25 protein-coding genes and 1 riboswitch are annotated in these 25,165 nt (G+C 27.1%); of the genes, 2 read left to right on the forward strand and 23 right to left on the reverse strand.

All coding sequences use genetic code 11. From position 1 onward, the window contains the following. Positions 1 to 4: 4 nt before the first annotated feature. Genes recG through JFY71_RS10785 form a run of 3 tightly spaced genes read right to left on the reverse strand, consistent with a single transcriptional unit; the run spans position 5 to position 4,067 of the window. Positions 5 to 2,029 (reverse strand): ATP-dependent DNA helicase RecG, encoded by a 2,025-nt coding sequence (recG, locus tag JFY71_RS10775; RefSeq protein ID WP_243660785.1) that lies wholly within the window; start codon positions 2,027 to 2,029, stop codon positions 5 to 7. 32 nt (positions 2,030 to 2,061) lie between these two features. Further along, positions 2,062 to 3,699: a DAK2 domain-containing protein gene (locus tag JFY71_RS10780; RefSeq protein ID WP_243660786.1), complete on the reverse strand. Its 1,638-nt coding sequence runs from the start codon at positions 3,697 to 3,699 to the stop codon at positions 2,062 to 2,064. After that, positions 3,699 to 4,067 carry an Asp23/Gls24 family envelope stress response protein gene (locus tag JFY71_RS10785; RefSeq protein WP_243660787.1) on the reverse strand — a complete coding sequence of 123 codons (369 nt, stop codon included), beginning with the start codon at positions 4,065 to 4,067 and terminating at the stop codon, positions 3,699 to 3,701. The genes JFY71_RS10780 and JFY71_RS10785 overlap by 1 nt, the downstream gene beginning before the upstream one ends. Positions 4,068 to 4,243: 176 nt before the next feature. On the opposite strand from JFY71_RS10785, the gene rpmB reads away from it, so the two are divergent. After that, positions 4,244 to 4,435: a 50S ribosomal protein L28 gene (rpmB, locus tag JFY71_RS10790; protein ID WP_243660788.1), complete on the forward strand. Its 192-nt coding sequence runs from the start codon at positions 4,244 to 4,246 to the stop codon at positions 4,433 to 4,435. Positions 4,436 to 4,483: 48 nt separating this feature from the next. On the opposite strand, the gene JFY71_RS10795 is transcribed toward rpmB, so the two are convergent. From JFY71_RS10795 to JFY71_RS10870, 16 genes are all read right to left on the reverse strand, one after another. Continuing rightward, complete coding sequence (locus tag JFY71_RS10795; protein ID WP_243660789.1) at positions 4,484 to 5,116, reverse strand: thiamine diphosphokinase; 633 nt, start codon at positions 5,114 to 5,116, stop codon at positions 4,484 to 4,486. Positions 5,117 to 5,125: 9 nt separating this feature from the next. Further along, positions 5,126 to 5,689 carry an energy-coupled thiamine transporter ThiT gene (gene thiT, locus JFY71_RS10800; protein WP_243660790.1) on the reverse strand — a complete coding sequence of 188 codons (564 nt, stop codon included), beginning with the start codon at positions 5,687 to 5,689 and terminating at the stop codon, positions 5,126 to 5,128. A 163-nt stretch (positions 5,690 to 5,852) separates the two neighbouring features. After that, positions 5,853 to 5,947: riboswitch (TPP riboswitch) on the reverse strand. Next, on the reverse strand, positions 5,947 to 6,603 hold the full coding sequence (gene rpe / locus JFY71_RS10805) for a ribulose-phosphate 3-epimerase (RefSeq protein ID WP_243660791.1): 657 nt from the start codon (positions 6,601 to 6,603) through the stop codon (positions 5,947 to 5,949). (Overlaps the previous riboswitch by 1 nt.) Then, positions 6,603 to 7,472, reverse strand: a complete 870-nt coding sequence (gene rsgA, locus JFY71_RS10810) for a ribosome small subunit-dependent GTPase A (RefSeq protein WP_243660792.1) — start codon at positions 7,470 to 7,472, stop codon at positions 6,603 to 6,605. Before rsgA ends, rpe begins: the two co-directional genes overlap by 1 nt. After that, positions 7,472 to 9,442, reverse strand: coding sequence for a Stk1 family PASTA domain-containing Ser/Thr kinase (gene pknB, locus JFY71_RS10815; RefSeq protein ID WP_243660793.1), 1,971 nt, complete (start codon positions 9,440 to 9,442; stop codon positions 7,472 to 7,474). The genes rsgA and pknB overlap by 1 nt, the downstream gene beginning before the upstream one ends. Then, positions 9,439 to 10,173: a Stp1/IreP family PP2C-type Ser/Thr phosphatase gene (locus JFY71_RS10820; RefSeq protein ID WP_243660794.1), complete on the reverse strand. Its 735-nt coding sequence runs from the start codon at positions 10,171 to 10,173 to the stop codon at positions 9,439 to 9,441. Before JFY71_RS10820 ends, pknB begins: the two co-directional genes overlap by 4 nt. Positions 10,174 to 10,185: 12 nt before the next feature. Beyond that, complete coding sequence (gene rlmN, locus JFY71_RS10825; protein WP_243660795.1) at positions 10,186 to 11,220, reverse strand: dual-specificity RNA methyltransferase RlmN; 1,035 nt, start codon at positions 11,218 to 11,220, stop codon at positions 10,186 to 10,188. A 31-nt stretch (positions 11,221 to 11,251) separates the two neighbouring features. Continuing rightward, positions 11,252 to 12,553 carry a 16S rRNA (cytosine(967)-C(5))-methyltransferase RsmB gene (gene rsmB / locus JFY71_RS10830; RefSeq protein ID WP_243660796.1) on the reverse strand — a complete coding sequence of 434 codons (1,302 nt, stop codon included), beginning with the start codon at positions 12,551 to 12,553 and terminating at the stop codon, positions 11,252 to 11,254. 27 nt (positions 12,554 to 12,580) lie between these two features. Then, the gene (locus tag JFY71_RS10835; protein WP_243660797.1) at positions 12,581 to 13,279 is read right to left on the reverse strand and encodes a zinc metallopeptidase; all 699 of its coding nucleotides are present in this window, start codon (positions 13,277 to 13,279) and stop codon (positions 12,581 to 12,583) included. A gap of 2 nt (positions 13,280 to 13,281) precedes the next feature. Further along, the gene (fmt, locus tag JFY71_RS10840) at positions 13,282 to 14,217 is read right to left on the reverse strand and encodes a methionyl-tRNA formyltransferase (protein WP_243660798.1); all 936 of its coding nucleotides are present in this window, start codon (positions 14,215 to 14,217) and stop codon (positions 13,282 to 13,284) included. Further along, entirely contained in the window at positions 14,214 to 14,738 is a 525-nt protein-coding gene (gene def, locus JFY71_RS10845) for a peptide deformylase (RefSeq protein ID WP_243660799.1), read from the reverse strand. Before def ends, fmt begins: the two co-directional genes overlap by 4 nt. Before the next feature lie 8 nt (positions 14,739 to 14,746). Next, entirely contained in the window at positions 14,747 to 17,140 is a 2,394-nt protein-coding gene (priA, locus tag JFY71_RS10850; protein WP_243660800.1) for a primosomal protein N', read from the reverse strand. Beyond that, complete coding sequence (gene coaBC / locus JFY71_RS10855) at positions 17,141 to 18,313, reverse strand: bifunctional phosphopantothenoylcysteine decarboxylase/phosphopantothenate--cysteine ligase CoaBC (RefSeq protein ID WP_243662170.1); 1,173 nt, start codon at positions 18,311 to 18,313, stop codon at positions 17,141 to 17,143. After that, the gene (gene rpoZ / locus JFY71_RS10860; RefSeq protein WP_243660801.1) at positions 18,310 to 18,504 is read right to left on the reverse strand and encodes a DNA-directed RNA polymerase subunit omega; all 195 of its coding nucleotides are present in this window, start codon (positions 18,502 to 18,504) and stop codon (positions 18,310 to 18,312) included. Before rpoZ ends, coaBC begins: the two co-directional genes overlap by 4 nt. Continuing rightward, entirely contained in the window at positions 18,501 to 19,091 is a 591-nt protein-coding gene (gmk, locus tag JFY71_RS10865; protein ID WP_243660802.1) for a guanylate kinase, read from the reverse strand. The genes rpoZ and gmk overlap by 4 nt, the downstream gene beginning before the upstream one ends. Positions 19,092 to 19,102: 11 nt before the next feature. Next, complete coding sequence (locus JFY71_RS10870; protein WP_243660803.1) at positions 19,103 to 19,984, reverse strand: YicC/YloC family endoribonuclease; 882 nt, start codon at positions 19,982 to 19,984, stop codon at positions 19,103 to 19,105. Positions 19,985 to 20,095: 111 nt separating this feature from the next. Between JFY71_RS10870 and JFY71_RS10875 the strand changes: the two genes are divergently transcribed. Then, positions 20,096 to 21,847, forward strand: coding sequence for an Rqc2 family fibronectin-binding protein (locus JFY71_RS10875; RefSeq protein WP_243660804.1), 1,752 nt, complete (start codon positions 20,096 to 20,098; stop codon positions 21,845 to 21,847). A gap of 4 nt (positions 21,848 to 21,851) precedes the next feature. On the opposite strand, the gene JFY71_RS10880 is transcribed toward JFY71_RS10875, so the two are convergent. The 4 genes from JFY71_RS10880 to rnr all read right to left on the reverse strand — a co-directional run bounded on the left by JFY71_RS10880 (position 21,852) and on the right by rnr (position 25,132). After that, entirely contained in the window at positions 21,852 to 22,148 is a 297-nt protein-coding gene (locus JFY71_RS10880; RefSeq protein WP_243660805.1) for a type 1 glutamine amidotransferase family protein, read from the reverse strand. Between the two features lie 26 nt (positions 22,149 to 22,174). Further along, positions 22,175 to 22,501: a hypothetical protein gene (locus tag JFY71_RS10885; RefSeq protein ID WP_243660806.1), complete on the reverse strand. Its 327-nt coding sequence runs from the start codon at positions 22,499 to 22,501 to the stop codon at positions 22,175 to 22,177. 64 nt (positions 22,502 to 22,565) lie between these two features. Continuing rightward, positions 22,566 to 23,018 carry an SsrA-binding protein SmpB gene (gene smpB, locus JFY71_RS10890; protein WP_275955182.1) on the reverse strand — a complete coding sequence of 151 codons (453 nt, stop codon included), beginning with the start codon at positions 23,016 to 23,018 and terminating at the stop codon, positions 22,566 to 22,568. Positions 23,019 to 23,029: 11 nt separating this feature from the next. Then, complete coding sequence (rnr, locus tag JFY71_RS10895) at positions 23,030 to 25,132, reverse strand: ribonuclease R (protein ID WP_243660807.1); 2,103 nt, start codon at positions 25,130 to 25,132, stop codon at positions 23,030 to 23,032. Positions 25,133 to 25,165 lie beyond the last annotated feature (33 nt).

Here is a 25,165-nt window from a genome sequence, read left to right on the forward strand (position 1 = left end):
CCTCCTAGTTAAATATAATATTCTCTTTTAATTTATCTGAAAATTCTAAAATACTTTTTTTCAGATTAAAATATTCTTTTTCATCTAATTTTCTTTCAACTACAATTTTTTTAGCAATAGGTTGGATTATATTTAAAAGATTCATATCGTCAAAAATATTAGCAATTTTTAAACTTGCTAATCCAGATTGCTTAGTTCCTAATATATCACCGCTACCTCTTAATTCTAAATCTTTTTTTGATATTTCAAAACCATCATTGGAATTTTGCATAATTCTCATTCTTTCTCTGGCAATTTTACTATTTGAGTTGTTGATTAAAATACAATAGGATTGATATTGTCCTCTACCTACCCTTCCTCTTAGCTGATGTAATTGAGAAAGGCCAAATCTTTCAGCATTATAAATAATCATAATATTAGCATTAGGTACATTTATACCTACTTCAATTACAGTTGTAGAAAACAAAATCTTTATATTATTATTAATAAATTCATCCATAATACTTTCTTTTTCATCATTTTTCATTTTTCCATGAATAAATGCGATTTTAGTAGCTTGAAAATATTCTTGTTTTAATCTTTCATATAATTCAATTACAGAATTTAATTCTAACTTATCGGACTCTTCAATTAATGGACAAACTATATAGCCCTGCCTACCATCTTTAATTTGTTTTTTTAAAAAATTTATAACTCTTTTTTCATAATTCATATTAACTGCAAAAGTATCAATATTCTTTCTACCAGGTGGTAATGAATCTATTATTGAAATATCTAAATCCCCATACATAGCTAAGGTTAAAGTTCTAGGTATTGGTGTAGCTGTCATAATTAAAGTATCAACATTGCCTTTTTTAGAAATTTCAGCCCTTTGCTTAACACCAAATCTATGTTGCTCATCGGTAATTACTAAACCTATTTTAGAAAATTCTACCTTATCCTCTATTATTGCATGAGTTCCTATTAAAATATCAATTTCATGATTATATATTCTTTCATACACACTATCTTTTTCTTGTTTTGACATACTACCCTTTAATAATTCAACTTTAAGGTCTACGTTTTTAAATAATTCCTTTAATGAATTATAATGTTGAGTTGCTAAAATTTCTGTAGGTGCCATCATAGCTGATTGATAACCATTGTAAAACGCCTTTAACATTGCTATAGCCGCAACAATTGTTTTACCTGAACCAACATCTCCTTGGACAAGTCTGTTCATAGATTTGTTTTCATTCATATCTTTAAATATTTCATTTACTACTTTTCTTTGAGCATTTGTTAATTTAAATGGAAGTCCTTTTATAAAATCATCTACTTCCTTAAAATCTTTAAATCGAATACCTTCTTTTTTTATATTAATTGTATCTAAATTAATGGCTGTTTGTAAAACCAGTAATTCTTCAAATTTTAATGTTTTACGAGCAAGAATAAGTAGTTTTTCATTTTCAGGAAAGTGAATGTTTCTAATTGCTAATTTTCTATTTAATAAACTAAATTTCTCTAAGATAACCTTTGGTAAAATATCTTTGATTTCTAATTTTTTTAAGGCGTCCAGTACAAATTTATTCATATCGTTATTAGATAGCCCCTTTGTTAAAGAGTAAATTGGATAAATTTTTCCTAGACTGCCACCCAAGGTTTTATTAACAACCGGGGAATCAATTTCGATATATTTATTCGTCCGTGTTACTTTACCATAAATATAATAGGTATTATTTAACCTTATAGAATTTTTTATAAAGTGATTATTAAACCATTTAATATTTATTATATTAGTACCATCTGTTGCCTTGCATTTAGTAATCGACATATTTCTTCTAGGATAGGAAACTATACACGGGGAAATAATTTTCAAATAGAATAATCCCATTTCGCCATTTGGTACATCATTTATGTTTACAACTTTACTTCTATCTTCATATTTTCTAGGGTAATATTCTATTAGGTCCTTAACAGTAAAAATTCCTAGATTATTTAATAATTTTTCTTTTTTAGGACCAATTCCTTTAATTTCTTTTAACTTCATATTAATAATAAAAAGCCTTACTTATGTAAGGCTTACTCCACTGAAATAATATAATAATATAATGGCTGACCACCATTTACAAATTCTATATCTAGATCTTGATAAATTCTAGTTAACTTTCTTTCCAGGTCATTTACATATTTATCTTCTGTGTCTTCCCCGTAATAAACAGTAATTAAACTTGAGTCTTCATCAATAATCTTATTTAATAAATCCAAGGTGACTTTATTAAGTTTTTTCCCTGTTGAAAGTATTTCTCCACCTTCTAAACCTATAATATCATCTTTTTTTATTTTTAGTCCATTAATTTCCGTATCCCTAATTGAAAATGTTAGTTGAGCTGTTTTAACAGTACTTAAAACTTCATTCATTTCTTTTTCATTTTCTTCTGGACTTAGTTCTTCATCAAAGGATAATAAAGATGTAATTCCTTGAGGTATGGTTTTGGATTTAATAACAATAATATTCTTTTCCGACAGAGATTTAGCCTGTTCAGCAGCCAATATAATATTTCCATTATTAGGAAAAACGAATATATTATCAGAATTTATTTTATCTATGGCTTCTAAAATAGTTTCTGTGGACGGATTCATTGTTTGTCCACCGGATATTATTTCATTTACCCCTAATTCTTTAAACAGCTTAGAAAATCCATCTCCACTAGAAACAGATATGAATCCATATTTGGTTTTTTTATCCGGATTTATAGCAGGATCTAAATATTTATCAGCTTCTTCTCCTGCAATAATATGATTATGTTGAATTCTCATATTATCTATTTTAACATCCTTTAGTTGCCCTAACTGTAGAGCTTTTTCTAAAACCACTCCAGGATTATTGGTGTGAATATGGGTTTTAATTAAACCATCGCCTTTAACAACTAAAATACTGTCACCAAATTTAGAAATATCATTTCTGAATTTTAAATAATCACCATAGTCAGTTTCAATCATAAATTCTGTACAGTAGCCATATTTAATATCTTCTCCTGTATCTTGAGCTATAGGAAAGCTTGTAGAATTAACCTTTACAGTTTCCACAGAAATCGAGTCGCTGGAATCTATATTTTCGTAATTCAATATTCCATCTAAAATAACAATAAGTCCCATTCCACCAGCATCAACTACACCTGCTTGTTTTAAAACAGGTAGCATTTCAGGAGTCGAATCCAATACTTTTTTACCTTCTTTGATTAAATCGTCAAAGAAAACTTTAACATCAACATAATTTTTATAATTTTTTTCAGCAAATTCACCTATACCTCTAATAACTGTTAAAATTGTTCCTTCGGTAGGTTTCATAACTGCTTTATAAGCAACTTTATATGCTTGGACTAAGCCATTTTTTAAGGTTTCAACATCAATAATTTCCGAATCTTCTATTCCTTGAGCAAAACCCCTTAAAATTTGAGAAGTTATAACTCCAGAATTTCCTCTTGCTCCCATTAGGGATCCTGTACTAAAGGCCTTTGCAATTTTAGAAATATTTTCATTATTTTCTGATTCCATATTCTTAATTGCAGATTTTAAGGTTAGTGACATATTTGTTCCCGTATCTCCATCTGGAACAGGAAAAACATTTAACCTATTAACTTCTTCTTTATTTTTTTCTAAATTTAGATAAGCCGCCCTAAGCATAGTTGTAAACAACTTACCATCTGTTATGTTCATTATATTTCCTCCTGATTTTGGAGTCTAATATCTCTTACTATTATATTAACCTTTTCAACTTCTATACCGGTATGTTCTTCTACATGAAATTTAATTGCATCAATTAAATTTTCAGTAACAACTGAAATTTTTACTCCATATTCTAATATTACATGTAAATCTATAGTCATTTTATTATTTTTTATATTTAATACAACGCCTTTAGTTATATTGTCTTTTCCTAACAAAGTCAATAAACTATCAGTAGCGCTTGCGCTAACTAATCCTACAACGCCATATGATTGCATTGCAACATCACTTATAGCCTTTGAGATAACATTATCGCTAATTTGTATTACTCCTAATTCATTTATTATATGAGCTGACATATTGCCTCCTTATATTTATACATATACATTTATTCTAATGTAAAAAACTAATAATGTAAATATAATTTACCCAAAGTATCATATATATTAACTATTTGTTGCATAAAAAAACTTTGTTTGCTATAATATTACTGTTCTAAACAAGAATATTGATATTATTGACAGGAGGTGTAACTATGTCAAAAAAATGTGAAATCTGTGGTAAATCCAGAGTATTTGGACACGACATTACTTTCTCACATAAAAAGAATAATAGAAGTTGGGCGCCAAATATTAGAAAAGTAAAAGCAGTTGTTGACGGAAAAACAAAAAGAATTAATGTGTGTACTAGATGTTTAAGATCTGGTAAAGTTGTTAGACCTCAATAATTATATAATATATTTAAATATAAAAAATACCTCTTTTGAGGTATTTTTTTAGTCGTTAGATTCTATTATTATTGCTAATCCTGAATTTATAAAAATATTTCCAAAGTCCTTTATTAAAAAATTACTTAAGCATCTACTACTACCATATTCGATATTTTCATTAAATAATTTGTAATAAAATCCTTCTAGAGTAACATTAATACCCTCTAAGGTCAAAGGAATTATTGAAATATTATCATATTCTTTTTCTATTTTAACCTTGGAATTAGTAATAGTTATCCTGTTATTATTATCTATTAAATATCCTTTAATATTATTGTCTAATAATTTTTTCAATAAAAGAACATTTGAAAAAGTATGATCCAATCTACTTCCTGTACAATTTAACATAAATATTTTTGAAAATTTTTTCTTTATTAAATAATTTAAAGCAGCTTCTGTATCAGAGTCATCCTTCTCTATTTCTAATTTTATTATAGATGTTTTCTTTTCTTCTAAAATATTTAAATACTTTTTATTAATGGAATCAAAATCCCCAACTAATAAATCTATTTTTATATTGTTTTCAATTAATGATTCAGCACCTTTATCAACAGCAATAATAAAATCTGCTTTCTTGGAATATTTTTTTAATATGTCATCATTTACTTTGTTTCCACCGGAAACTATTAAACCTATCATTTCTCCACCTTATTTATTAAGTTTTATCAATCTAGGATATATTATAAATATTAATATTATACATATAATTGTATTAGGAAGTACATAGGATATATTATAAATAAATGATCCTAGTACATATGGAATATTTGTTGGTAAAAATTTTTTAAAGAAAATTATTCCAGACAATATTGCAATAACCATTCTCATAAAATTTGCAAAAACAACAGATAAAGTTAGTTTTATTTTTCCCTTAACACTATTAAAATTCAAATTTTTACTAGCTAAACCAGCCAAACCTAACATTCCATAAGCTAAAGGATAATCCAACAAAAATTGTAATGGATGAATAATATATGGATCTATTAAACAATCAATTAGGCCATATATTATTCCAACAGTTACTCCCTTAGTTGGTCCCCATTTTAAGGCAAATAATAACAACGGAACATAACCTCCAGGAGTTATTGAACCACCTTGTGGCAATTTATATAATTTAATCATATTTAATACTATGGACAAAGCTATCATAATTCCTGCTTCTGCCAACATTTTAACATTAACTTTTCTCATATTCATTTTCTTTGTATTCATTTTTTCCTCCTAAAATATAAAATGTTTGTAATTTTACTTTATTTAGAAATAATTTATACAAAACTTGTTGAGCTTATTCAATTATTTTTATTTATAAAAATAAAAAAATCCACTTACCAACAAGGTAAATGGATTAAAATAATATTGTCTATAAATAAATATAATATTATAAAATTCACTTCCCTACGCTAGTATTATCTAGATCAGGTAAAAGGGTCATGTATAACATTCTCAGCTTAAGCTCCCCTAGTGATAAATTAGATTCTTTCTAAATAATATTCAATTTTTTCTTTCATAAGATTTAAATCTTTATTGAAGATGTCAGAGCCTGAAACAAATATGTCAACCCCTAAATCTAACAGGGATTCTAAATTAGTTGTTTTAACTCCTCCATCAATCTCTAATAATATATCATCTTTATTCTGATTAATCAACTTCCTGGTTTCTTTTATTTTATCTATGCTACTTGGTATAAAACTCTGTCCACCAAATCCCGGGTTAACGGTCATTATTAAAATTAAGTCGAGTTCATCCCATAAATAGTCTAGTACCGATAAAGATGTACCAGGATTTAATGAGATACCTGCCTTTATTCCATGTTCTTTTATTTGTTGTAAAACCCTTAAAGGATGTTTAGTAGCTTCTTGGTGTATAGTTATTATATCTGCACCTGCTTTTGCAAAATCATCAATATAGTTTTCAGGTTTTTCAATCATTAAATGAACATCAAATACAAGATTGGTATTTTCTCTTAAACTCTTTATTATTCCTGCTCCATAGGATATGTTAGGAACAAAGTTTCCGTCCATAACATCCAAATGTAAATATTTAACATTATTTTCTTCTAAAACTTTAATTTGTCTTTCTAAATTATAAAAATCTGCTGCCAATAACGATGGTGATAAAAACGCCATTAATATCTCCTTATACTATCATATTCTTCTAAAATCAATTTGTAGTTATTATATCTATAGTCTGAAATATCTCCAAGCTTAACTGCTTCTTTTATACCACAGGACGGTTCATTTATATGAAAACAATTATGAAATTTACAATTTGCAGAAAACTCTTTAAACTCTACAAAATTATCTTTAATTTCCGACCTATCTTCAATAAAGGTTAAATCCAAGGAACTAAATCCTGGAGTATCTATTATATAGGTAGTTTCATTTATTTTAAGCATTTTTACAGTTCTTGTAGTATGTTTACCTCTTTGTGTTTTTTTACTAATCAAACCAGTATCTAAATCTAAATCTTCAAAAATACTATTTAAAGTTGTAGATTTTCCTACACCTGAAGGTCCTGCTACTGCAGTGATTTTATTATTAAATATTTCTTTTAAATATTCCTTACTCTTAGAATCCTTATTTGAATTTAAGAAGATATCATATCCAATATTTCTATATATATCAAAAATATAATTAAAATCATCGTTGACTAACAAATCAATTTTATTAAATATTATTTTAATATCTATCTTTGATTTTTCTAACATAAGTAAATATCTATCTAAAAGATTTAAATTTATATTAGGAGATACAATACTCATTACAACTACAACCTGGTCTATGTTTGCAATAGGTGGTCGTATTAATTGGTTCTTTCTTTCATAGATTTCATCTATATAACCTGTACCATCATCATTTATGAATAATTTTACATTGTCACCTACTACAGGTTTTATATTTTGATTTCTAAAAACCCCTCTTGCTTTTGATAAAACTATATCATTTTTATTTTCAACATAATAAATTCCTCTGTGTGATTTTATAATTTTATTCATTACTGAACTGTCACCGTATTATAGTATTCACCAGCTATAAAAATATCATATTTCCCAACTGGAACATTTGATATATCAATATCTATGTTTTTCCCTTCATTTGTATTATGTCGTTTCTTATATATGGTGTTTCCATCTTTGCTAGTTATTCTAACATCAAAAGCACCTTCCATAATATCGGAAGTATTTATTGAAAATGTTGCATTTGTCGTTGAATTGTTTTCTTCTGCTTCTGTTGGTGTTTCCTCTGGTCCAAGACTTACAGTTAAAACAACTTTTTGTCCCTGTTGAACCTCTGTGTCAGGGCTAATACTTTGCTTTATTACCCTGTCTACCTCTACATTGTCACTATATTCTTTATTGTAGCTTACAACTAATCCCAATTCATTTAATATACTGGTAGCTCTATCTACAGTAAAGCCTGTTACATCTTGCATTTTTGGATTCTTAGGTTTTACTCCCTTAGATACTACTATGGTTACAGTAGAGCCTGGTGCAACAACAGCCCCTTCTTCTGGCTCCTGACTTATTACAATACCATTAGGAACTGTATCACTATATTGATCTTGAACAGCACCTCTTTTTAATCCTAACCTATTAATTTCAGCAATAGCTGCTTCTCTAGTCAAATCTTTTAAATTAGTAACTGTTACTTCTTCTTCTCCTGAACTAATTGAAACTTTAATAGTTGTACCCTTCTTAATTTCAGTCCCTGCTGCAGGATCTTGATTTATTATTTTACCTTCTTCAGAATTATCTTCACCATCTGATTCTACTATTTCTAATCCTAAATCATATTCTTCATATTCTTCTTTTAAGAGCTCTTCAGCCTCACTATAAGTATAGTCTAGTAGATTTGGAGCTTTTACCTTATCTTTTCCAAATAATTTTAGCTCTCCATTAAAAGCTTTAACAGCAACTACTGCAACAACAATAACCAATAATGCTAGAATAATTGGTAAAATATAAGTTTTGAAAAATTTTCCTTTTTCCTTTTCTTTTTTCTTAGGATGTTTTTCTTCCTCATCCTCTTCTTTAGGCATATTGTAAATTGCTTTTGTGTCTTTTTTATCTTCAATATCTTCATCTTTAATTACGCCGATTCTTTCAGTTTTTTCTAAATCATCATTGTAATTTGCTTTGTAGTTCCTATAATTTAATAATGCAATTTTTATTTCTGTAGCATTTTCAAATCGGTCACCAGGATTTTTTTCCATAGCCTTTATAATAATTTCATTTAAGCCATCAGGAATTGAATTGTTTATACTTTTTGGATCAATTAATGGATCTTGTATATGTTTTAAGGCTATTCCTACTGCATTTTCTGCATCAAAAGGTACCTTTCCCGTAGCCATTTCATACAAGACCACTCCTAAAGAATAAATGTCTGATTTTTCATCAATAAATTTACCCTTTGCCTGTTCAGGTGAAATGTAATGTACAGTTCCCAAAACAGTTGAAGTATAAGTAATTGTAGCTGATGATGAAATTCTTGCAATACCAAAATCCGTAACTTTTGCTATATTATCACTATTTATTAATATATTGTGAGGCTTAATATCTCTATGGATAACACCATTTTTATGTGCTGCTTCAATTGCTGCAGCTATTTGGAAACCAATATTAGCAATATATTCAGGCTCTAATGCACCTTTTTCATTAATAATATCCTTAAGTGTTTTTCCATCTATATATTCCATTACAATATAGTTGTATTTTTTATTGTCAATTGTTGAACTACCAACATCATATACAGAAACAATATTTTGATGAGATAAACTTGCAGCTGATTGTGCTTCCATTGCAAATTTTTTCAAAAACTCCTCATCATCCATAAATTCATTTTTTAATACTTTGACTGCAACATATCTATTAAGTAAAGTGTCCTTGGCTTTATAAACTATAGCCATTCCACCTATTCCAACGTTTTCTTCAATTACATATCTATTTCCAAGAGTTAAGCCTATCATTTAGCTACCTCCTCTTTTATAAATAAGGAAATAGTAATATTATCATTTCCGCCATTTTTTAAACTTTCATCAATTAACTTATTGACCTTATCTTCTATTGTAATTTTTTCTTTTAAGATTTCTTCTATTTCATGATCTTCCAACATGGTATTTAAACCGTCTGTACAAAGTAAAACCGCATCGTTTTCCTCTATATCAATTGCTATCATTTCAGGTTCAACACTTTCTTCAGATCCTAAACTTCTTGTAATTACATTTCTTTGAATATAAGTTCTGGCTTCTTCTTCAGTAATAGTTCCATTACTTAATAAATCATTTACTAAAGAATGATCTTTTGACAACTGTCTAAAACCATATTGATTTAAAAAATAAGCTCTACTATCTCCTACATTTAAAATATACAGAGAATTGTCTTTAATTAATGCTACTACAATGGTTGTTCCCATATTTAACAATTCCTCATTATTATGAGATTCATCATATATAATACTATTTGAATAGGATACACAGTCTTTTAGTAAATCTAAATAATTATCATATTTTTCATAATTTTCTTTAAAAAAATACACGAAGGATTTTACTGCAAGTTCTGATGCTATTTCGCCTGCATTATGTCCTCCCATTCCATCTGCAACAACCATAAGAGTCATATCATCAACTATATAGTTATCGTAATAATCTTCATTTAATTTCCGCTGCAGTCCTATATCTGTACTAGAGTATAATTGCACTTCATCACGTCCTTAATTAAAATTATGGGCTGCTCTTAATTGTCCACAAGCACCGTCTATATCTTGCCCTAAGCTAGTTCTTATAGTAGTGGTAATACCGAAGTCATCTAAATATGATTTAAACTTATTTATTGACTCCTTGTTTGAACTATTTTTATTGAATTCCTTAATCTTATTTAAAGGTATTAAGTTTACATGACAGTTAAGTCCTCTTAAAATCCTTCTTAATTCTTTGGCATGGATATAACTATCATTTTCACCTTCAATTAAAGTATATTCAAAACTAATTCTTCTTCCAGTTTTTTGAAAATAATATTTTGTAGCCTTTATAATATCTCCTATAGAATATCTGTTACCTATTGGCATTATTTGTTTTCTCTCATTATCAAATGGATTATGTAGAGAAATAGTAATATTAATAGGTAAGTTTTCATCTGCAAGCTCATATATTTTAGGTACAATTCCACATGTTGACAAAGTAATGTTTCTTATACTAATATTGTATCCCTTCTTGTTTGAAATTAACCTAATAAATTTTATTACATTATCATAATTGTCAAGTGGCTCACCTATACCCATTAGAACAATATTGCTAATTCTTTTACCTACATCTTTTTGAATTAGGTAAATTTGATTTAGAAGTTCTGATGGTTCTAAATTTCTAACAAATTTTTGTTTTGTGGAAGCACAGAAAGTACATCCCATTTTACAGCCAACTTGTGAAGAAATACAAATTGTATTGTGAGAACTGTATTCCATATAAACTGATTCAATAATATTACCATCATTTAATTTTATTAAATATTTCCTTGTCTTGTCTAATTTAGATTTAAATACTTTAAAAATTTCACTTTTATTTATATTGCCATAATCTTCTAATTTAAGTTTTAATTCCTTTGAAATATTAGTAAATTCATCTAAATCAAAATAATTCTTATTATGCAGACCAACAAATAATTGTTCTGCTCTAAATTTTTTTTCATCTATGGATACAAAAAAATCTTCCAATTCCTTTAATTCCATATTATTATAACTAATTTTTTTCATATTAATCCTTACCTATTATACCATAATCTACTTATCTTTTTATGAATTTACTCATAAAAAAGCCGTTATTTCCAAATTCATAAGGCATAAGTTTAATATAGTCAAGTTCTTTATTTTTAAAATCAATTTTGGATATTTCAACATTTGAAATATTGTCCAAGATCCATTTTATTTGGTTTTCATTTTCATCTTCAAAAATACTACATGTACTATAAACCAAGAATCCACCTTTTTTTAGGTACTTAAACCCATTTTCAACTATTTTCCTTTGAATATCAATTAATTCTCTAATCTGTTCTTTTGTTCTGTATAGTTTTATTTCTGGTTTTCTTGAAACTATACCGGAACCGGAACAAGGTGCATCTATTAATATAAAGTCAAATTTTTCATAGTATTTTGAAATATATTTTGTAGCATCAAAACTAATCGTTTTTATGTTTTTACATCCTAATCTCTTTATGTTTTCATGAATTTTTTCTAACTTTTTAGAATATAGATCGTTTGCTAAAATACTTCCTGTATTTTCCATGATTTCAGATAAATGGCAGGTTTTACTTCCCGGTGCTGCACATAAATCCAAAACTCGCGAATTTTTTTTAGGATTTAACACATCTGATACTAAAATACTTCCTCCATCTTGAACAGTAAATAAGCCATTTTTAAAATAATCTGAATTTAAAATAGCTCCGGGGTTTTCAATTATTAAGGAATTATTTAAAAAAGGATGATCTTTATACAAAACTCCATTTTCATCAAATATTTTTTTAACTTCAACTATATTGCTTTTCAATTTATTTATTCTAATAATAAATTCTTGTTTAGCATTATAGGACTTTAAAATTTTTATTAAAGTTTTTCTTGAATAATCCTTACTTAAAATATCATAAAAATCTTTTGATAGGGAAAATTCCGTTTGAATTCGTAATTCCCTGTCCTTGATTTTTTTTAAATATTTTTCCTCGTCACCTTTTTCTATATCCCTTAGTATAGCATTTAACAAATTTTTATATCCATTTAATTTAAAATATTCTGCAGTTTCCAATGCTTCATTTACTATAGCATACTTAGGTATATTATCTAAAAAAAGAATTTGAAAAATACTTATTCTAAAAATTTCTTCTATTTTTGGTGGTAGTTTTCTATTTGGTTTATCCAGTTTAGAAAACAAGATATAATCCAATAGTATTTTATTTTCAACAACGCCATAAACTAATTCTCTAATAAAATTTGTATTTAAATTTTTATTTCTTATAGAATTAATTAATTCATTTGAATAACCTGATTGTGTATTAACTTTTTCTAAAATTATAACTGATTCTATTCTTTCATTCATAATAAAAAAAGGGATTTAATCAATCCCTTAATCTCTTCTCCTTGTATTTGAAATTAAACGTATTAATTGTGTTATTGCCACTAATGTTGATGCAATATATGTTAAAGCAGCGGCTTTTAAAACAGATTTTCCATTATCTATTTCTCTTTCTTCCAATATTCCATAATCCTCTAATTGAATTAAGGCTCTTTTACTAGCATTTATTTCTACCGGTAATGTTACAATCTGAAATAATACTGCTACCATGAAAACAGCAATTCCAATTTGCACCAGCATAAATAGATTTGCTAAAAATCCCACTAATATCAAAATAAAAACATACCTTGAAGCAAAATTAACTGCTGGCACTAAAGCAGATCTAATTCTTAAAGGCATATATTCTTCCTTGTCTTGTATTGCATGACCAACTTCATGAGCTGCAACACTAATAGCAGCAATAGATGAATTATTGTAAACATTTTGTGATAATTTAATTACTTTTTTTGAAGGATCGTAATGATCTGTTAAATTACCTGAAACAGGTAAAACTTCAACATCATTTAATCCATTTCTATCTAGGATAAACCTCGCTACTTCTTTTCCGGTAAATCCCTTTTTGGAAGGAATTTTACTATTTTCTTTAAATGAACTATTTATTTTATGTTGGGCATACATTGCTAATATAATTGCAAATAATACTAACAAATAACTCCAATCAAAATTATAATAAAAATTATATCCGTACATATCTATCCCTCTAATATAATATTAGTTTTAAATTCATTTCCCTTTAAAAAGTCTTTTACATACATAGCTTTTTTATTAGGAAATTGAATCTTATTTAAAACTACATAACCACCATTTACAGCTATTTTAATGCCTTCATCGGCTACCTTTACCACCTTGCCAAATTCATTGTCATGATTTTCTTTAATTATATTCATTTCATGAATTTTGACAATTTTATTGTCATAGTTAAAATAAAATCCCGGCCATGGGTACATTCCTCTAAATTTATTGTATAAATCTTTAATATTATCAGCCCAATTAATCTTGCCCATTGACTTTTTTAGCATACCTCTGTATACAGCTATTTTTTCATTTTGTTTAACCCGATTATTATAATAATAGTCAAAATTATTAACTACTTCAACAAGGGATTTTGCCCCAATAATTTTTAATCTATCATGTAGTTGTTCAGCATTTTCATTTTCGTCTATAGGAGTATTTTCAATTTTTAAAATGTCTCCGGAATCAAGTTCCTTCTCAACTAACATAATAGTTGTACCAGTTTCTTTTTCACCTTCAATTATAGCCCAATTTATAGGTGCAGCACCTCTGTATTTAGGAAGTACGGAAGAATGTAGGTTTATAATCCTATCTTTAAATCGAGTTAATAATCTATCCCCTATTATTTGTCCATATGCAACAACTACTAATAAATCAGGGTTAAGTTCCTTTAAAGTCTCGTAAACCTCATCTGAATTAATATTTTCCGGTGTAATACATTCTAAATTGTTTTCTATTGCATATTGTTTTACCGGAGTAGGGGTAAATTTTCCCCTACTCCTTTTTTTGTCCTTCTGACTAATTACTAAATCCACAGAAATATTTTTATCTTCATTTAATTTTCTTAATGATTCCACAGCAAAATCCGGTGTTCCTAAGAAAACTATTTTAATCATTCATTTTCACCATTTTCTTCTTCTAATATTTCTTCTTCTAACATTCCTTCTTTTTCTAGCATTTCTTCATCTACTTCTATTTTCTTATCTATATAAAGTATTCCTTCTAAATGATCCAGTTCATGACTTATACAAACGGCCTTATATCCATCACATTTCATAGTGCGTTTTTCTCCTTTTTCATCAAGATACTCAACAGTTAATTCCTTTGGTCTTTGGACATAACCAGATTCATCTGGAACCGATAAACAACCTTCAATATTTATTTGTGTTTCATCGCTTTCTTCTATTATTTTAGGATTTATCATCATCAATAATCCTTCTTCATCTCTCATATCTACCACTACTACTCTTCTTAAGACACCTACTTGTGGAGCAGCCAATCCTAACCCCTCTGCTTCATATAAAGTATCTTTCATATCATCAAGAAGTTCCAATATTCTTTCATTAATTTCAGAAACTTCCCTAGATTTTTTTCTTAGTAATGGATCTCCTTCTATTCTAATTTGTCTAATTGCCATATTGCCTCCTAAAAAAATGATATAGGATTAACAGTTATACTTAATTTAAATCCTGTTAAATTAATCTTATATTCATCTTCAATTAACACTCTTTTTATTATTTTTAGAAAATCCAAGTCATTTTTTTCAAATTTAAAATGAATATCAAATCTAAAAAAATCATTAATTCTATTTACAGGACTAGGATTCGGTCCAATAATTTCTATATTCTTTAATTTTTCTTTCTTAATATTATTTTGAATATACCTAAGTATTTCAAAAAGCTTTAATCTTGTTTGCGTTCTATTTTTACCCGATACCTTTATATTTAATAATTTGTAAAAAGGAGGATATTTAAATCTTTTTCGATATTCTATTTCTAAATTATAAAATGATTCATAATCATGATTTTTACTTGCCATAATTGAATAATGGCCCGGTTTATATGTTTGTATAAACACATTACCAGTACTTTCTCCTCTTCCTGCTCTTCCCGCTACTTGGGTTAGTAACTGAAATGTTTTTTCCGAGGATTTATAATCTCCAACATTTAAACTAATATCCGCTGCAACTATTCCAACTAAGGTTACATCTTTAAAATCAAATCCCTTAGTTATCATTTGTGTTCCAATTAGAATATCAATCTCCTTGTTTTTCATTTTGTTATATAAATTAGTATAGGTGTTTTTACCTGTATTTGTATCTCCATCTATTCTGTATATATTTGCATCTGGAAATAATTTTCTACACTCTTCTTCCAGCTTTTCTGTACCTGCTCCAAACTCTTTAATATACCTACTTCCACAATTAGGACAAATATTAGGTTTATATTTTGTTCTACCACAGTGATGACAGACTAGCCTATTACTTCTTTTATGATAAGTCATTGAAACATCACAATGTTGACACATTTCCACATAACCACATCTTCTACAAAAAATATAGGAAGTATGTCCTCTTTTATTCAAAAATAAAATACTTTGATTACCTAAAGATAAATTCTCTTCAAGAGCTTCTTTAAGTTTGGAACTAAAAATTGAAGTATTGCCAGCTTTTAATTCCTCCCTCATATCTACTATATTTACTTTTGGTAAAGAAGAATTTGTTGCCCTATTCATTATTGTAAATAAATTATAGTAACCCTCTTTAGCTTTGTAATAGGATTCAATACTGGGTGTAGCTGATCCTAGGACTAGTTTTGCATTATTTTGTCTAGTTCTATATTCAGCAACTTCAATAGTATTATATTTAGGATTTTTTTCACTATAATAACTAGTGTCATGTTCCTCATCTATTATTAAAAGACCTAAGTTTTTTACTGGTGCAAAAACAGCTGACCTTGCACCAACTACAATCTTATAATCACCATTTTCAATTTGTTGCCATTGCTCTAATTTTTCTGTAGGTGTTAACTTAGAATGAAGTACAGCTACTTGATTTGGAAATCTACCAGAAAACCGTTCGATTGTCTGTGGTGTTAAGGAAATTTCCGGTACTAGGATTATTACAGACTTGTTTTCTTTTAAAATTTGTTCAGTTAAATGTAAATATATTTCCGTTTTCCCACTACCTGTAACACCATGAATTAAATTAAAATTATTTTCACTTTTTAAAATCTTATTAAATATTTCTTTCTGCTCATTATTTAAGGTAATTTTTTTATAAATTTCATTTTCTTCGATTACTTTACCATAACTAACTTCTTCTATTTTTATTATAGCCTCTTTTTTCTCTAAGGTTTTTAAAACACTAGATGATGTGGAGGTGTTCTTCAATAACTTTTTTATTTCTGTTTTTCCATTATTTTTTAAATAATCGATTATTTTAATTTGAGATTTTGCATTTTTTCTAATACTTTTTAACTTAAAATTCTTATTATATTCATAAAAGTAAGTTTTCCTTTCTTTTATGGAATTTTTAATAATATATTTAGTTTTTAGAATATTATTTTCCAATAATTCAGTAATATTTAAATTAGGATATTTTTTTTGAATATCCTCATAGGATCTAGGTTTTATAAAAAAATTATAAGTTTCCCCATCTAAATCATTAATAGAATTTTCATTTACAAAATAAACTTCCTCCAAATCTTTCCAGTTTCCTGGAGGTAGAACCGTTTGAAAAGCAGAAGAAAAATCTGACAAATACCTATCTCTCATATAAAAAGCCAATTCTATTAAATCAGTTGTAACTATTGGGTTTTTATCTACTATTTTATAAATATATTTTAATTCAAATTTAAAATTAACCTCATCTAAAATATTTACTATAATACCCAGTCGTTTTTTATTACCTTTTCCAAAAGGAACAATTACTCTTTTTCCAATTTTCACATCATGTTTGTATTGCTCGTCAACTTTATAGGTGTATATTCTATCTGTTACTCTGGTCTTATTTTCAAGAACAATTTCTACATAAATCATTTATATTAAATCCAATATTTTATTAGCTACTTCACTTTTTAACATTAATGGTAAATCTATTATTTCATCTTTAGAAATAATTTTCACTTTATTTGTATCTACATTAAAACCGGCATCTTTTTCGGTTATGTTATTTGCTATAATGTAATCTACATTTTTGTTTTCTAATTTTCTTTTACTATTTTCAATTAAGTTGTTAGATTCTGCCGCAAAGCCAATAACTAGTCTTTTACCTTTAATTTTACCAAAATAGGACAGTATATCCTCATTTGGAATTAGTTCTAAAAGAAGATTTTCTTCCTTCCTTTTGATTTTTTCCTTACTTTGTTCTTTTACCCTAAAATCACAAGGTGCAGCAGCCATAATTAAAACATCTGCATTATTAAATTCATTTTCAATTGACTTTTTTAACTCATTATTTGTAGTTATATCTATTTTCTTTATTCCTTCGGAAATATTTAATTTACTAGGTCCGGAAACTAATACTACTTCTGCTCCTCTATTATAAGCTGATTCTGCAATAGCATAGCCCATTTTACCGCTTGAGTCATTGGTAATATATCTTACAGGGTCAATTCTTTCTATTGTAGGACCAGCTGTTACTATAACCTTTTTACCTATTAAATCTTTTTTTATAAAATACCTATCTATCTCTTCAACAATTTCTATAGGTTCAGCTAATCTTCCGTCACCATAGGTATTACATGCTAAATAGCCAACGTTTGAATTAATAAATTTAAATCCTCTTTTTTTCAGTATATTAACATTATTAACTGTGGCAATATTGTTTAGCATATTGGTATTCATGGCTATTGCCACAAAAGTATCTTTTGTATATGCCAGCAAGGTTGATGTAAGTAAATTATCTGCTACGCCATTGGCTAATTTAGCAATAGTATTTGCCGTTGCAGGAGCTATTAAACATAAATCAGCTCTTTTAGCAATTTCAATATGCTCAACCTCATAATGGTGTCCATTATGAAACATATCAGTATGGACTAAACAATTACCCATAGTTTCAAATACTAAAGGAGAAATTAATTTAGTAGCAGCTTCTGTCATAATTATTTCCAATTCATAACCTTTTTTAACTAATCTAGATACAACATCTACAACTTTATAAATTGCTATTCCTGCCGTTACACAAATTAAAATTCTTTTTTTACCCATTATTCTCCCTTTACTTCTGTAACTTTACCTTCCATAATTTCTTCTATGGCTATAGTAACAGGATTCTTATCTTTTGTTTTTATTAATACTTCAGCACCATCTATTATTTTTCTAGCTCTCTTTGAAGCCATAACACAAATGGCATATCTACTATTACTAATTTTTTCTAATTCTTTAAATGATGGATTAATCATAATTTCACCCCTTGTATATTTGTAACTTTCAATTTTTCAGCTTCAATAATACATTCTATTTTTTTCACAGTTTTTTCTATTTCATCATTAATAACTGCATAATCATATTTATCTATAAATGATAATTCATTCTTAGCATTATTCATCCTAAGATTTATAGTTTCTTCATCTTCAGTTGCTCTTTTTTCAATTCTACTTCTCAATTCCTTCATATCCGGTGGTAATAAGAAAATATAAACAGCTCCCGGATAATTTTCTTTTACCTGTAAAGCACCTTGAACATCAATTTCCAATATAACAATATCGCCTTCAGCAATTTTATCAACTACATAACTTTTTGGAGTACCATAATAATTTCCATGAACTTTAGCATATTCAATAAATTCTCCATCGTCTATTTTGTCTTTAAATTCATCTAAGGATAAAAAATAATAGTTCTCACCATTTTTTTCTTGTGGCCTTTTTTTACGTGTTGTAGCTGAAATCGAATATTTAATATCTTTTCTTTTATCTAATAATGCTTCACAAACAGTACCTTTTCCAACACCTGAAGGTCCTGATAATACTAATAAGAATCCATCTCTCATTTAATCCTCCATTATTCAATATTTTGTATTTGTTCTCTAATTTTTTCTATTAAAGTCTTAAGCTCTATTGATTTTTCAGTAATAATTTTATCATTAGATTTTGAACTTATAGTATTTACTTCTCTATTCATTTCCTGAATAATAAAATCCAGTTTTCGTCCTATAGACGAATTTTCTTTCATAGTGTTTGTAAATTGGTCTATGTGGGATCTAAGCCTTACTATTTCTTCAGTAATATCGGATTTATCCGCATATAGGGCTATTTCTAAACTAATTCTATCCATGTCTAAAGATTCTGTTTCAGAAAAAATATCATTTAATTTTTCTAAAAGATCTTCCCTATATTTTTCAGTGAGTTTAGGTGATTCTATTTCTATTTCAGAAATCAATTTGCTAATTTCTAATAATTGAGTTTCAATAATTTTACTTAAGTTCTCACCCTCTACTTTTCTCATGTTTTTTAACTCTACTAGAGCTTCTTCCATTAAACCTATAACAAGTTTTTTTGTACTGTCTTCATTAGGTTCTTCATATTGTAAATTAATTACACCATCGTACTTTAAAATATTATTTAAACCTACTTCTTCATTAATTTGTAGTTCATTTTTTAAATTATTTAAAGCTTCATTAATACTTTTAGCTAAAAGATAATCTACATCAATTTTTGCAGCATTTCCAATTTTTCTTGTAGATTTTATGAATATTTCAATACGACCTCTATTAAGGTATTTTTTTACTGTTTTTTTAATATCTTCTTCTAAATAATTAAAATAATATGGTGATTTAATCTGAATATCTAAATACTTATGATTAACTGTTTTTATTTCAATAGATATTGTAAAATCATCATTTTCTCCATCGCTTCTTCCAAAGCCTGTCATTGAATAAACCATATTCTCTCCTTTTCCTTAATTACTTTATTTTAATATATATTAAAATAGAATACAATAGATTATTACATTTTCTTAACAATTACTATGATATAATTACTTTGAGGTGATATTTTGAGTTTTGATGGTATAGTTACAAAATCTATAGTAGAACAATTACAAAAATTATTAATTAATGGGAAGATAAACAAAATCAATCAACCTGAAAAAAATTCTTTAGTATTTAACATTTACAACAATAAAAATAATTATAAATTATTGATAGATGCTTCTAGTAATAGTCCTAGAATAAATATAACAAAGAATAATTTCGAAAATCCGGTCCAAGCTCCTAATTTTTGTATGCTACTTAGAAAGCATATTCAAGGTGGAAGTATTACTAATATTGAACAAGTTGGACTTGATAGGGTTATTAAAATAGATGTAAAATCATTAGATGAGTTAGGTGATTTTATAACAAAAACCCTTATTATCGAGCTAATGGGAAAATATTCTAATATAATTTTAACATATAAAAAGGATCAAAAAATTATTGATAGTATAAAAAGAATTACATTGGATTTAAGTAGAATTAGACAGGTTTTACCAGGAATGGAATATTCAAGTATTCCCGATAATAAAACTGATATAATGAAAGAAAAAATTTATCCAAGTGAAATAATTTCAAAATTAGAAAAACCCGTTAAATTATCACGACTTTTTTATATGAACTATACTGGATTTAGTCCTCAGTTAGGAAAAGAAATTTCCTACAGGGCAAATTTAGATAGTGACATAAAAACTTCTGACTTAAGTGAAGACAATTTGAAATTAATTGACTTAAGCTTTAAAGACATAAGTAATTCCATTATAAATAAAGAATATAAATTTAATATATATAAAGATTCCAATAATAATTATTTAGATTTTCATATTATAAAATTAAATCATTTAGGTGAAAATTATTCTAGTTTTGAAAATGTTTCAGAATTAATAGATGATTTTTACAGCCAAACAACTATTTCTGATAAAGTTGGACAAAAAATTTCTAATTTACAAAAGAAAGTAAAAACTATTTTAAATAGAAATTTAAGTAAATTGGAAAAACTTAAACAGGAAGAAGTTATTAGTTCCGATAGGGAAAAATATAAAGTATGGGCTGATTTAATATCTGCAAATAGTCATCTTATAAAAAGGGGACAAACTATATTAGAAGCGGAAAATTTTTATGACCCTGATTTAAGTCTTGTTGAAATAAAATTAGATGAAACTAAGAGTCCTTGGGAAAATGCTCAATTCTATTATAAAAAATACAGTAAATTGAAAACATCAAATAAATTATTGAAAACTCAAATTCCGAAATTAGAATCTGAAATAGCATATATTTATCAAGTTTTAGAAAGTCTTAAATATATTAATTCAAATAATGAAATTGATGAAATAAGGGATGAACTTGAAAGTAATGGTTATTTGAAAAAAAGGAAAAAACCTAAGATTAAATCTAAACCATCCCTTCCTTTACACTATAAAAACAAAAATAACAACGACATTTATATTGGAAAAAATAATTATCAAAATGACTATCTTACATTAAAATTTGCTAACAAAAACGACTACTTCTTACATGCAAAAGATGTTCCAGGTTCTCATGTAATTTTAAGAGGTAATAATATTGTAGAAGAAGACATTTATGATGCTTCGATGTTAGCAGCCTATTATAGCAGCCAATCTCAAGAAGACCATGTTCTTGTAGACTATACTTTAAAGAAAAATGTACGTAAGGCTAAACACGCCAAACCCGGTATGGTATATTATGATAATTATGAAACTAAAATGGTAAATTTAAAAGAATTCAATATTGACAATTATAAGAAAATAGAGAAATAAATCTCTATTTTTTTATTATATATTTGTTTGGAAGTTTTTCCAGCATATTGTCATATTTATAAACATCTCCATATACATAAACTTTTTTATCCATTTCCACTACTGCTCCAGTATCAACTATACAATATACAGGCATATTTGTTTTTTCTAAAATTAATAATTGATTTTTATTATTTTTATTAAAATGTACTTCAACTGTTAACTCTGTTAGACTTAAGCCGCTTAGATAAATTATTTCATCTTTTATATTTTTAGGCGTATCTATAGTAAATTTACACATATTAAGTGCACCAGCACTCATTCCAATAAAAATCCCCTTATATTCTCTCAAGATTTCATCAAATTAATTTTTGTTATAAAGCTATTTTGTTCAACAGTATCTCCCCCCATTAAAAATATAAGAGAATATTCATTCATGCTGTTTAATAATTTAAAATCAAAATCTTCATATAAATATTCAATATCAACAAATAATAAATTATTTTTTAAAAATAACTTATATATTTCAGTACCGAATTCTTCAGTTAATTTTTTATTCTTTAGATTTGATGGAACAAATAAAAGTTTCCCCTTACTTAACTTTACTTTAAGCAAGTTTAAAAATTCTTTATTTCTAATTATTTCTTCCATATTGCTAATTAATATTTTAATCACATTCTACTCCTATAAAAAATAAAAGCCATAACAATTTATAGTTGTTACAGCTTTTATAAGTTTTTTAGTATCTTTCCTTTACAGCTCTACGAATTCTTCTCTCAGCATCTTTTTTAGCAATACTATCTCTTTTATCGTATATTTTTTTACCTTTAGCTAAGGCTATTTCCAATTTTACTAAACCATCCTTTAAATATAACTTTAAAGGTACAATTGTAAAGCCCTTTTCTTTTGTAGCACCTATTAGCTTATTAATTTGTTTTTTATGAAGAAGTAATTTTCTTGTTCTTAAAGGGTCTACATTATACCTATTACCATGTTCGTATGGACTAATGTGCATACCAAATATAAAAAGCTCCCCATCTTTTAATAGGCAATAGCTTTCTTTAATAGAGACTTTCCCTCGTCTTATGGATTTTACTTCAGTACCTTTTAAAACAATTCCTGCTTCAAATACCTCTTCAATAAAATATTCATAACGTGCTTTTTTATTGTTAGCTATAATTTTTTTACTCATATTTTTCACCATTAATTAATAAATTCAAAATCTATTTGTCTTCTAGAACTACTAGCATCTATCACTTTTACTGTAACTTGTTGACCAAGATTGTACATTTTGTTCCTAGTTTCACCTACTACTATATATGATTCTTGATTAAAAGTGTAATAATCATCTTTCATTTGGGCATATTGTACTAATCCTTCTATTCCATTATTAAGCTGAACAAAAATACCAAAATTAGTTAGGGATGAAATAATACCTTCAAATTCTTCACCAATATGCTGTTCCATATATTCTGCCATTTTCATATCATTTACTTCGTATTCTGCTTCTTCAGCTCTTCTTTCAGTTATTGAACAATGGTGTGCTACTTCATCTATCATCTCTAAATATGCCTTAATGTTTTTAGTATTAGGTTTATTATGAATAAAGTTTTTTAGAATTCTGTGAATAAATAAATCCGGGTATCTTCTTATTGGAGATGTAAAATGAGAATAAAACATACTGGATAAACCAAAATGTATATCCGGTTCTAAACTATATTCTGCTTTTGAAAGGGAGCGAAGTAGTAATGTTGAAACTAACATTTCCTCAGGCTTTCCTTTTACGTCTTCCAATATTTTTTGAAAATCCTTAGAATAAATATCTTGTCCCTTTAAAAAATAACCAAATTTTTTAATTATATTTTTAAACTGTAGAACTTTCTCCTTACTTGGCTCAATATGGACTCTATAAATAAATGGTTCTTCCATATAGCCAAAATGTGCACCAACTGTTTCATTAGTTACAATCATAAACTCCTCAATGATTCTATTGGCAACTCTTCTTTCCTCTTTGACCACATCTACAGCTTTTCCATTTTCATCTAATATTATTTTTGACTCAACAAAATTAAAATCAATACTACCACGATTTTTTCTTTTATCTTTTAATATTTCAAAAAGTTCAGCCATTATCCTTAATTTATTATTTAAATAATCATCATTATAATAATCTGACTTATTTTCAAGAATATCCGACACTTTTTCATAAACCAGTCTGTAATCCGAGTTAACAACAGACTCAAAAAATTTATAATCTACAACCTTACCTTTAGGATTTATTTCCATTTTACATGTTATAGTAAGTCTGTCTACATTAGGATTTAAACTACATATGCCATTGGATAATTGTTTAGGAAGCATTGGAATAACCCTATCTAATAAATAAACAGAATTACCTCTTTTATAAGCTTCTCTATCTAAAGCGCTTCCTTTAGCTACATAATGAGCTACATCAGCTATATGAACATATAATATATAGTTATCTCCCTTTTTATCTATGGAAACAGCATCATCGAAATCCTTGGCGTCCTCGCCGTCAATTGTTACGGTAAATAAATCTCTAAAGTCCTTTCTCTTCTTAATTTCTTCTTTTGATACTTTTTGTGGAACTTTATCGGCCTTTTCTAAAAGTTTATTTGAAAACTCATAAGGTAGTTGAAATTCCAATGCAATACTTGAAATATCAACACCTTTTTCATTTTTATTACCTAGTACTGAAGTTATAATTCCTTCCGGACTCTTGCCATTTTTAACTGTATCTTTTAACTTTATAACTACCTTATCATTGTTTTTAGCTCCATTTTTATCCCTTTTTGCAATAAAAATATCAAATCCATATTTAGAGTCGTCTGGAATTACAAAACCAAATTGCTTTGAATCCTTATAGGTCCCAACTATTGGAGTTTTACTTTCCTCTATTATTTTTACAACTTCGCCTTCAGCACTTCTGGACTCTTTTTCGTCTACTAAAATCCTTATTAATACTCTATCCTTATGTTTTCCTCCATTTAAACTATCTTTTGAAATAAAAACATCAGAAATAGATTTATTTTCTTCAATAAAATATGCAAATCCGGCTTTGTTTCCCTGTAATGTACCCTTATATAAACCTTCTGAAGAAGTCAAAACATATTTTTCTCTTTTAGTTCTATATAACAAACCTTCTTTTTCTAAATCTTTTAATATTTTAAAGAAATCCCTATATTCTTTTATACCTATATTAAATTCCAATGCTAATTCTTCTTTTGTCATTGGCTTATAATTATTAGATGAAATATAATTTACTATATTATTTTTAATATTCATTTTAATCCTCCACTTTATATTATAACATTATAA

Origin of the sequence: Miniphocaeibacter halophilus (assembly GCF_016458825.1) — a bacterium.
Classification (GTDB): Bacteria; Bacillota; Clostridia; order Tissierellales; family Peptoniphilaceae; genus Miniphocaeibacter; species Miniphocaeibacter halophilus.

Excerpts from the sequence above, each read along its gene's own strand:
- priA (WP_243660800.1), bottom strand. The coding sequence starts at position 17,140 with ATGATTTATGTAGAAATTGTTCTTGAAAATAAGACCAGAGTAACAGAT.
- rpe (WP_243660791.1), bottom strand. The coding sequence starts at position 6,603 with ATGGCGTTTTTATCACCATCGTTATTGGCAGCAGATTTTTATAATTTA.
- thiT (WP_243660790.1), bottom strand. The coding sequence starts at position 5,689 with ATGAATACAAAGAAAATGAATATGAGAAAAGTTAATGTTAAAATGTTG.
- rlmN (WP_243660795.1), bottom strand. The coding sequence starts at position 11,220 with ATGAAAAAAATTAGTTATAATAATATGGAATTAAAGGAATTGGAAGAT.
- rpmB (WP_243660788.1), top strand. The coding sequence starts at position 4,244 with ATGTCAAAAAAATGTGAAATCTGTGGTAAATCCAGAGTATTTGGACAC.
- rpoZ (WP_243660801.1), bottom strand. The coding sequence starts at position 18,504 with ATGATTAATCCATCATTTAAAGAATTAGAAAAAATTAGTAATAGTAGA.
- JFY71_RS10795 (WP_243660789.1), bottom strand. The coding sequence starts at position 5,116 with ATGATAGGTTTAATAGTTTCCGGTGGAAACAAAGTAAATGATGACATA.
- JFY71_RS10880 (WP_243660805.1), bottom strand. The coding sequence starts at position 22,148 with ATGAGTGCTGGTGCACTTAATATGTGTAAATTTACTATAGATACGCCT.
- rsmB (WP_243660796.1), bottom strand. The coding sequence starts at position 12,553 with ATGAATGAAAGAATAGAATCAGTTATAATTTTAGAAAAAGTTAATACA.
- JFY71_RS10870 (WP_243660803.1), bottom strand. The coding sequence starts at position 19,984 with ATGGTTTATTCAATGACAGGCTTTGGAAGAAGCGATGGAGAAAATGAT.
- JFY71_RS10780 (WP_243660786.1), bottom strand. The coding sequence starts at position 3,699 with ATGAACATAACAGATGGTAAGTTGTTTACAACTATGCTTAGGGCGGCT.
- pknB (WP_243660793.1), bottom strand. The coding sequence starts at position 9,442 with ATGATAGGCTTAACTCTTGGAAATAGATATGTAATTGAAGAAAACGTT.
- JFY71_RS10835 (WP_243660797.1), bottom strand. The coding sequence starts at position 13,279 with ATGTACGGATATAATTTTTATTATAATTTTGATTGGAGTTATTTGTTA.
- JFY71_RS10785 (WP_243660787.1), bottom strand. The coding sequence starts at position 4,067 with ATGTCAGCTCATATAATAAATGAATTAGGAGTAATACAAATTAGCGAT.
- gmk (WP_243660802.1), bottom strand. The coding sequence starts at position 19,091 with ATGAGAGATGGATTCTTATTAGTATTATCAGGACCTTCAGGTGTTGGA.
- fmt (WP_243660798.1), bottom strand. The coding sequence starts at position 14,217 with ATGATTAAAATAGTTTTCTTAGGAACACCGGATTTTGCTGTGGAATCA.
- recG (WP_243660785.1), bottom strand. The coding sequence starts at position 2,029 with ATGAAGTTAAAAGAAATTAAAGGAATTGGTCCTAAAAAAGAAAAATTA.
- def (WP_243660799.1), bottom strand. The coding sequence starts at position 14,738 with ATGGCAATTAGACAAATTAGAATAGAAGGAGATCCATTACTAAGAAAA.
- smpB (WP_275955182.1), bottom strand. The coding sequence starts at position 23,018 with ATGAGTAAAAAAATTATAGCTAACAATAAAAAAGCACGTTATGAATAT.
- rnr (WP_243660807.1), bottom strand. The coding sequence starts at position 25,132 with ATGAATATTAAAAATAATATAGTAAATTATATTTCATCTAATAATTAT.
- rsgA (WP_243660792.1), bottom strand. The coding sequence starts at position 7,472 with ATGAATAAAATTATAAAATCACACAGAGGAATTTATTATGTTGAAAAT.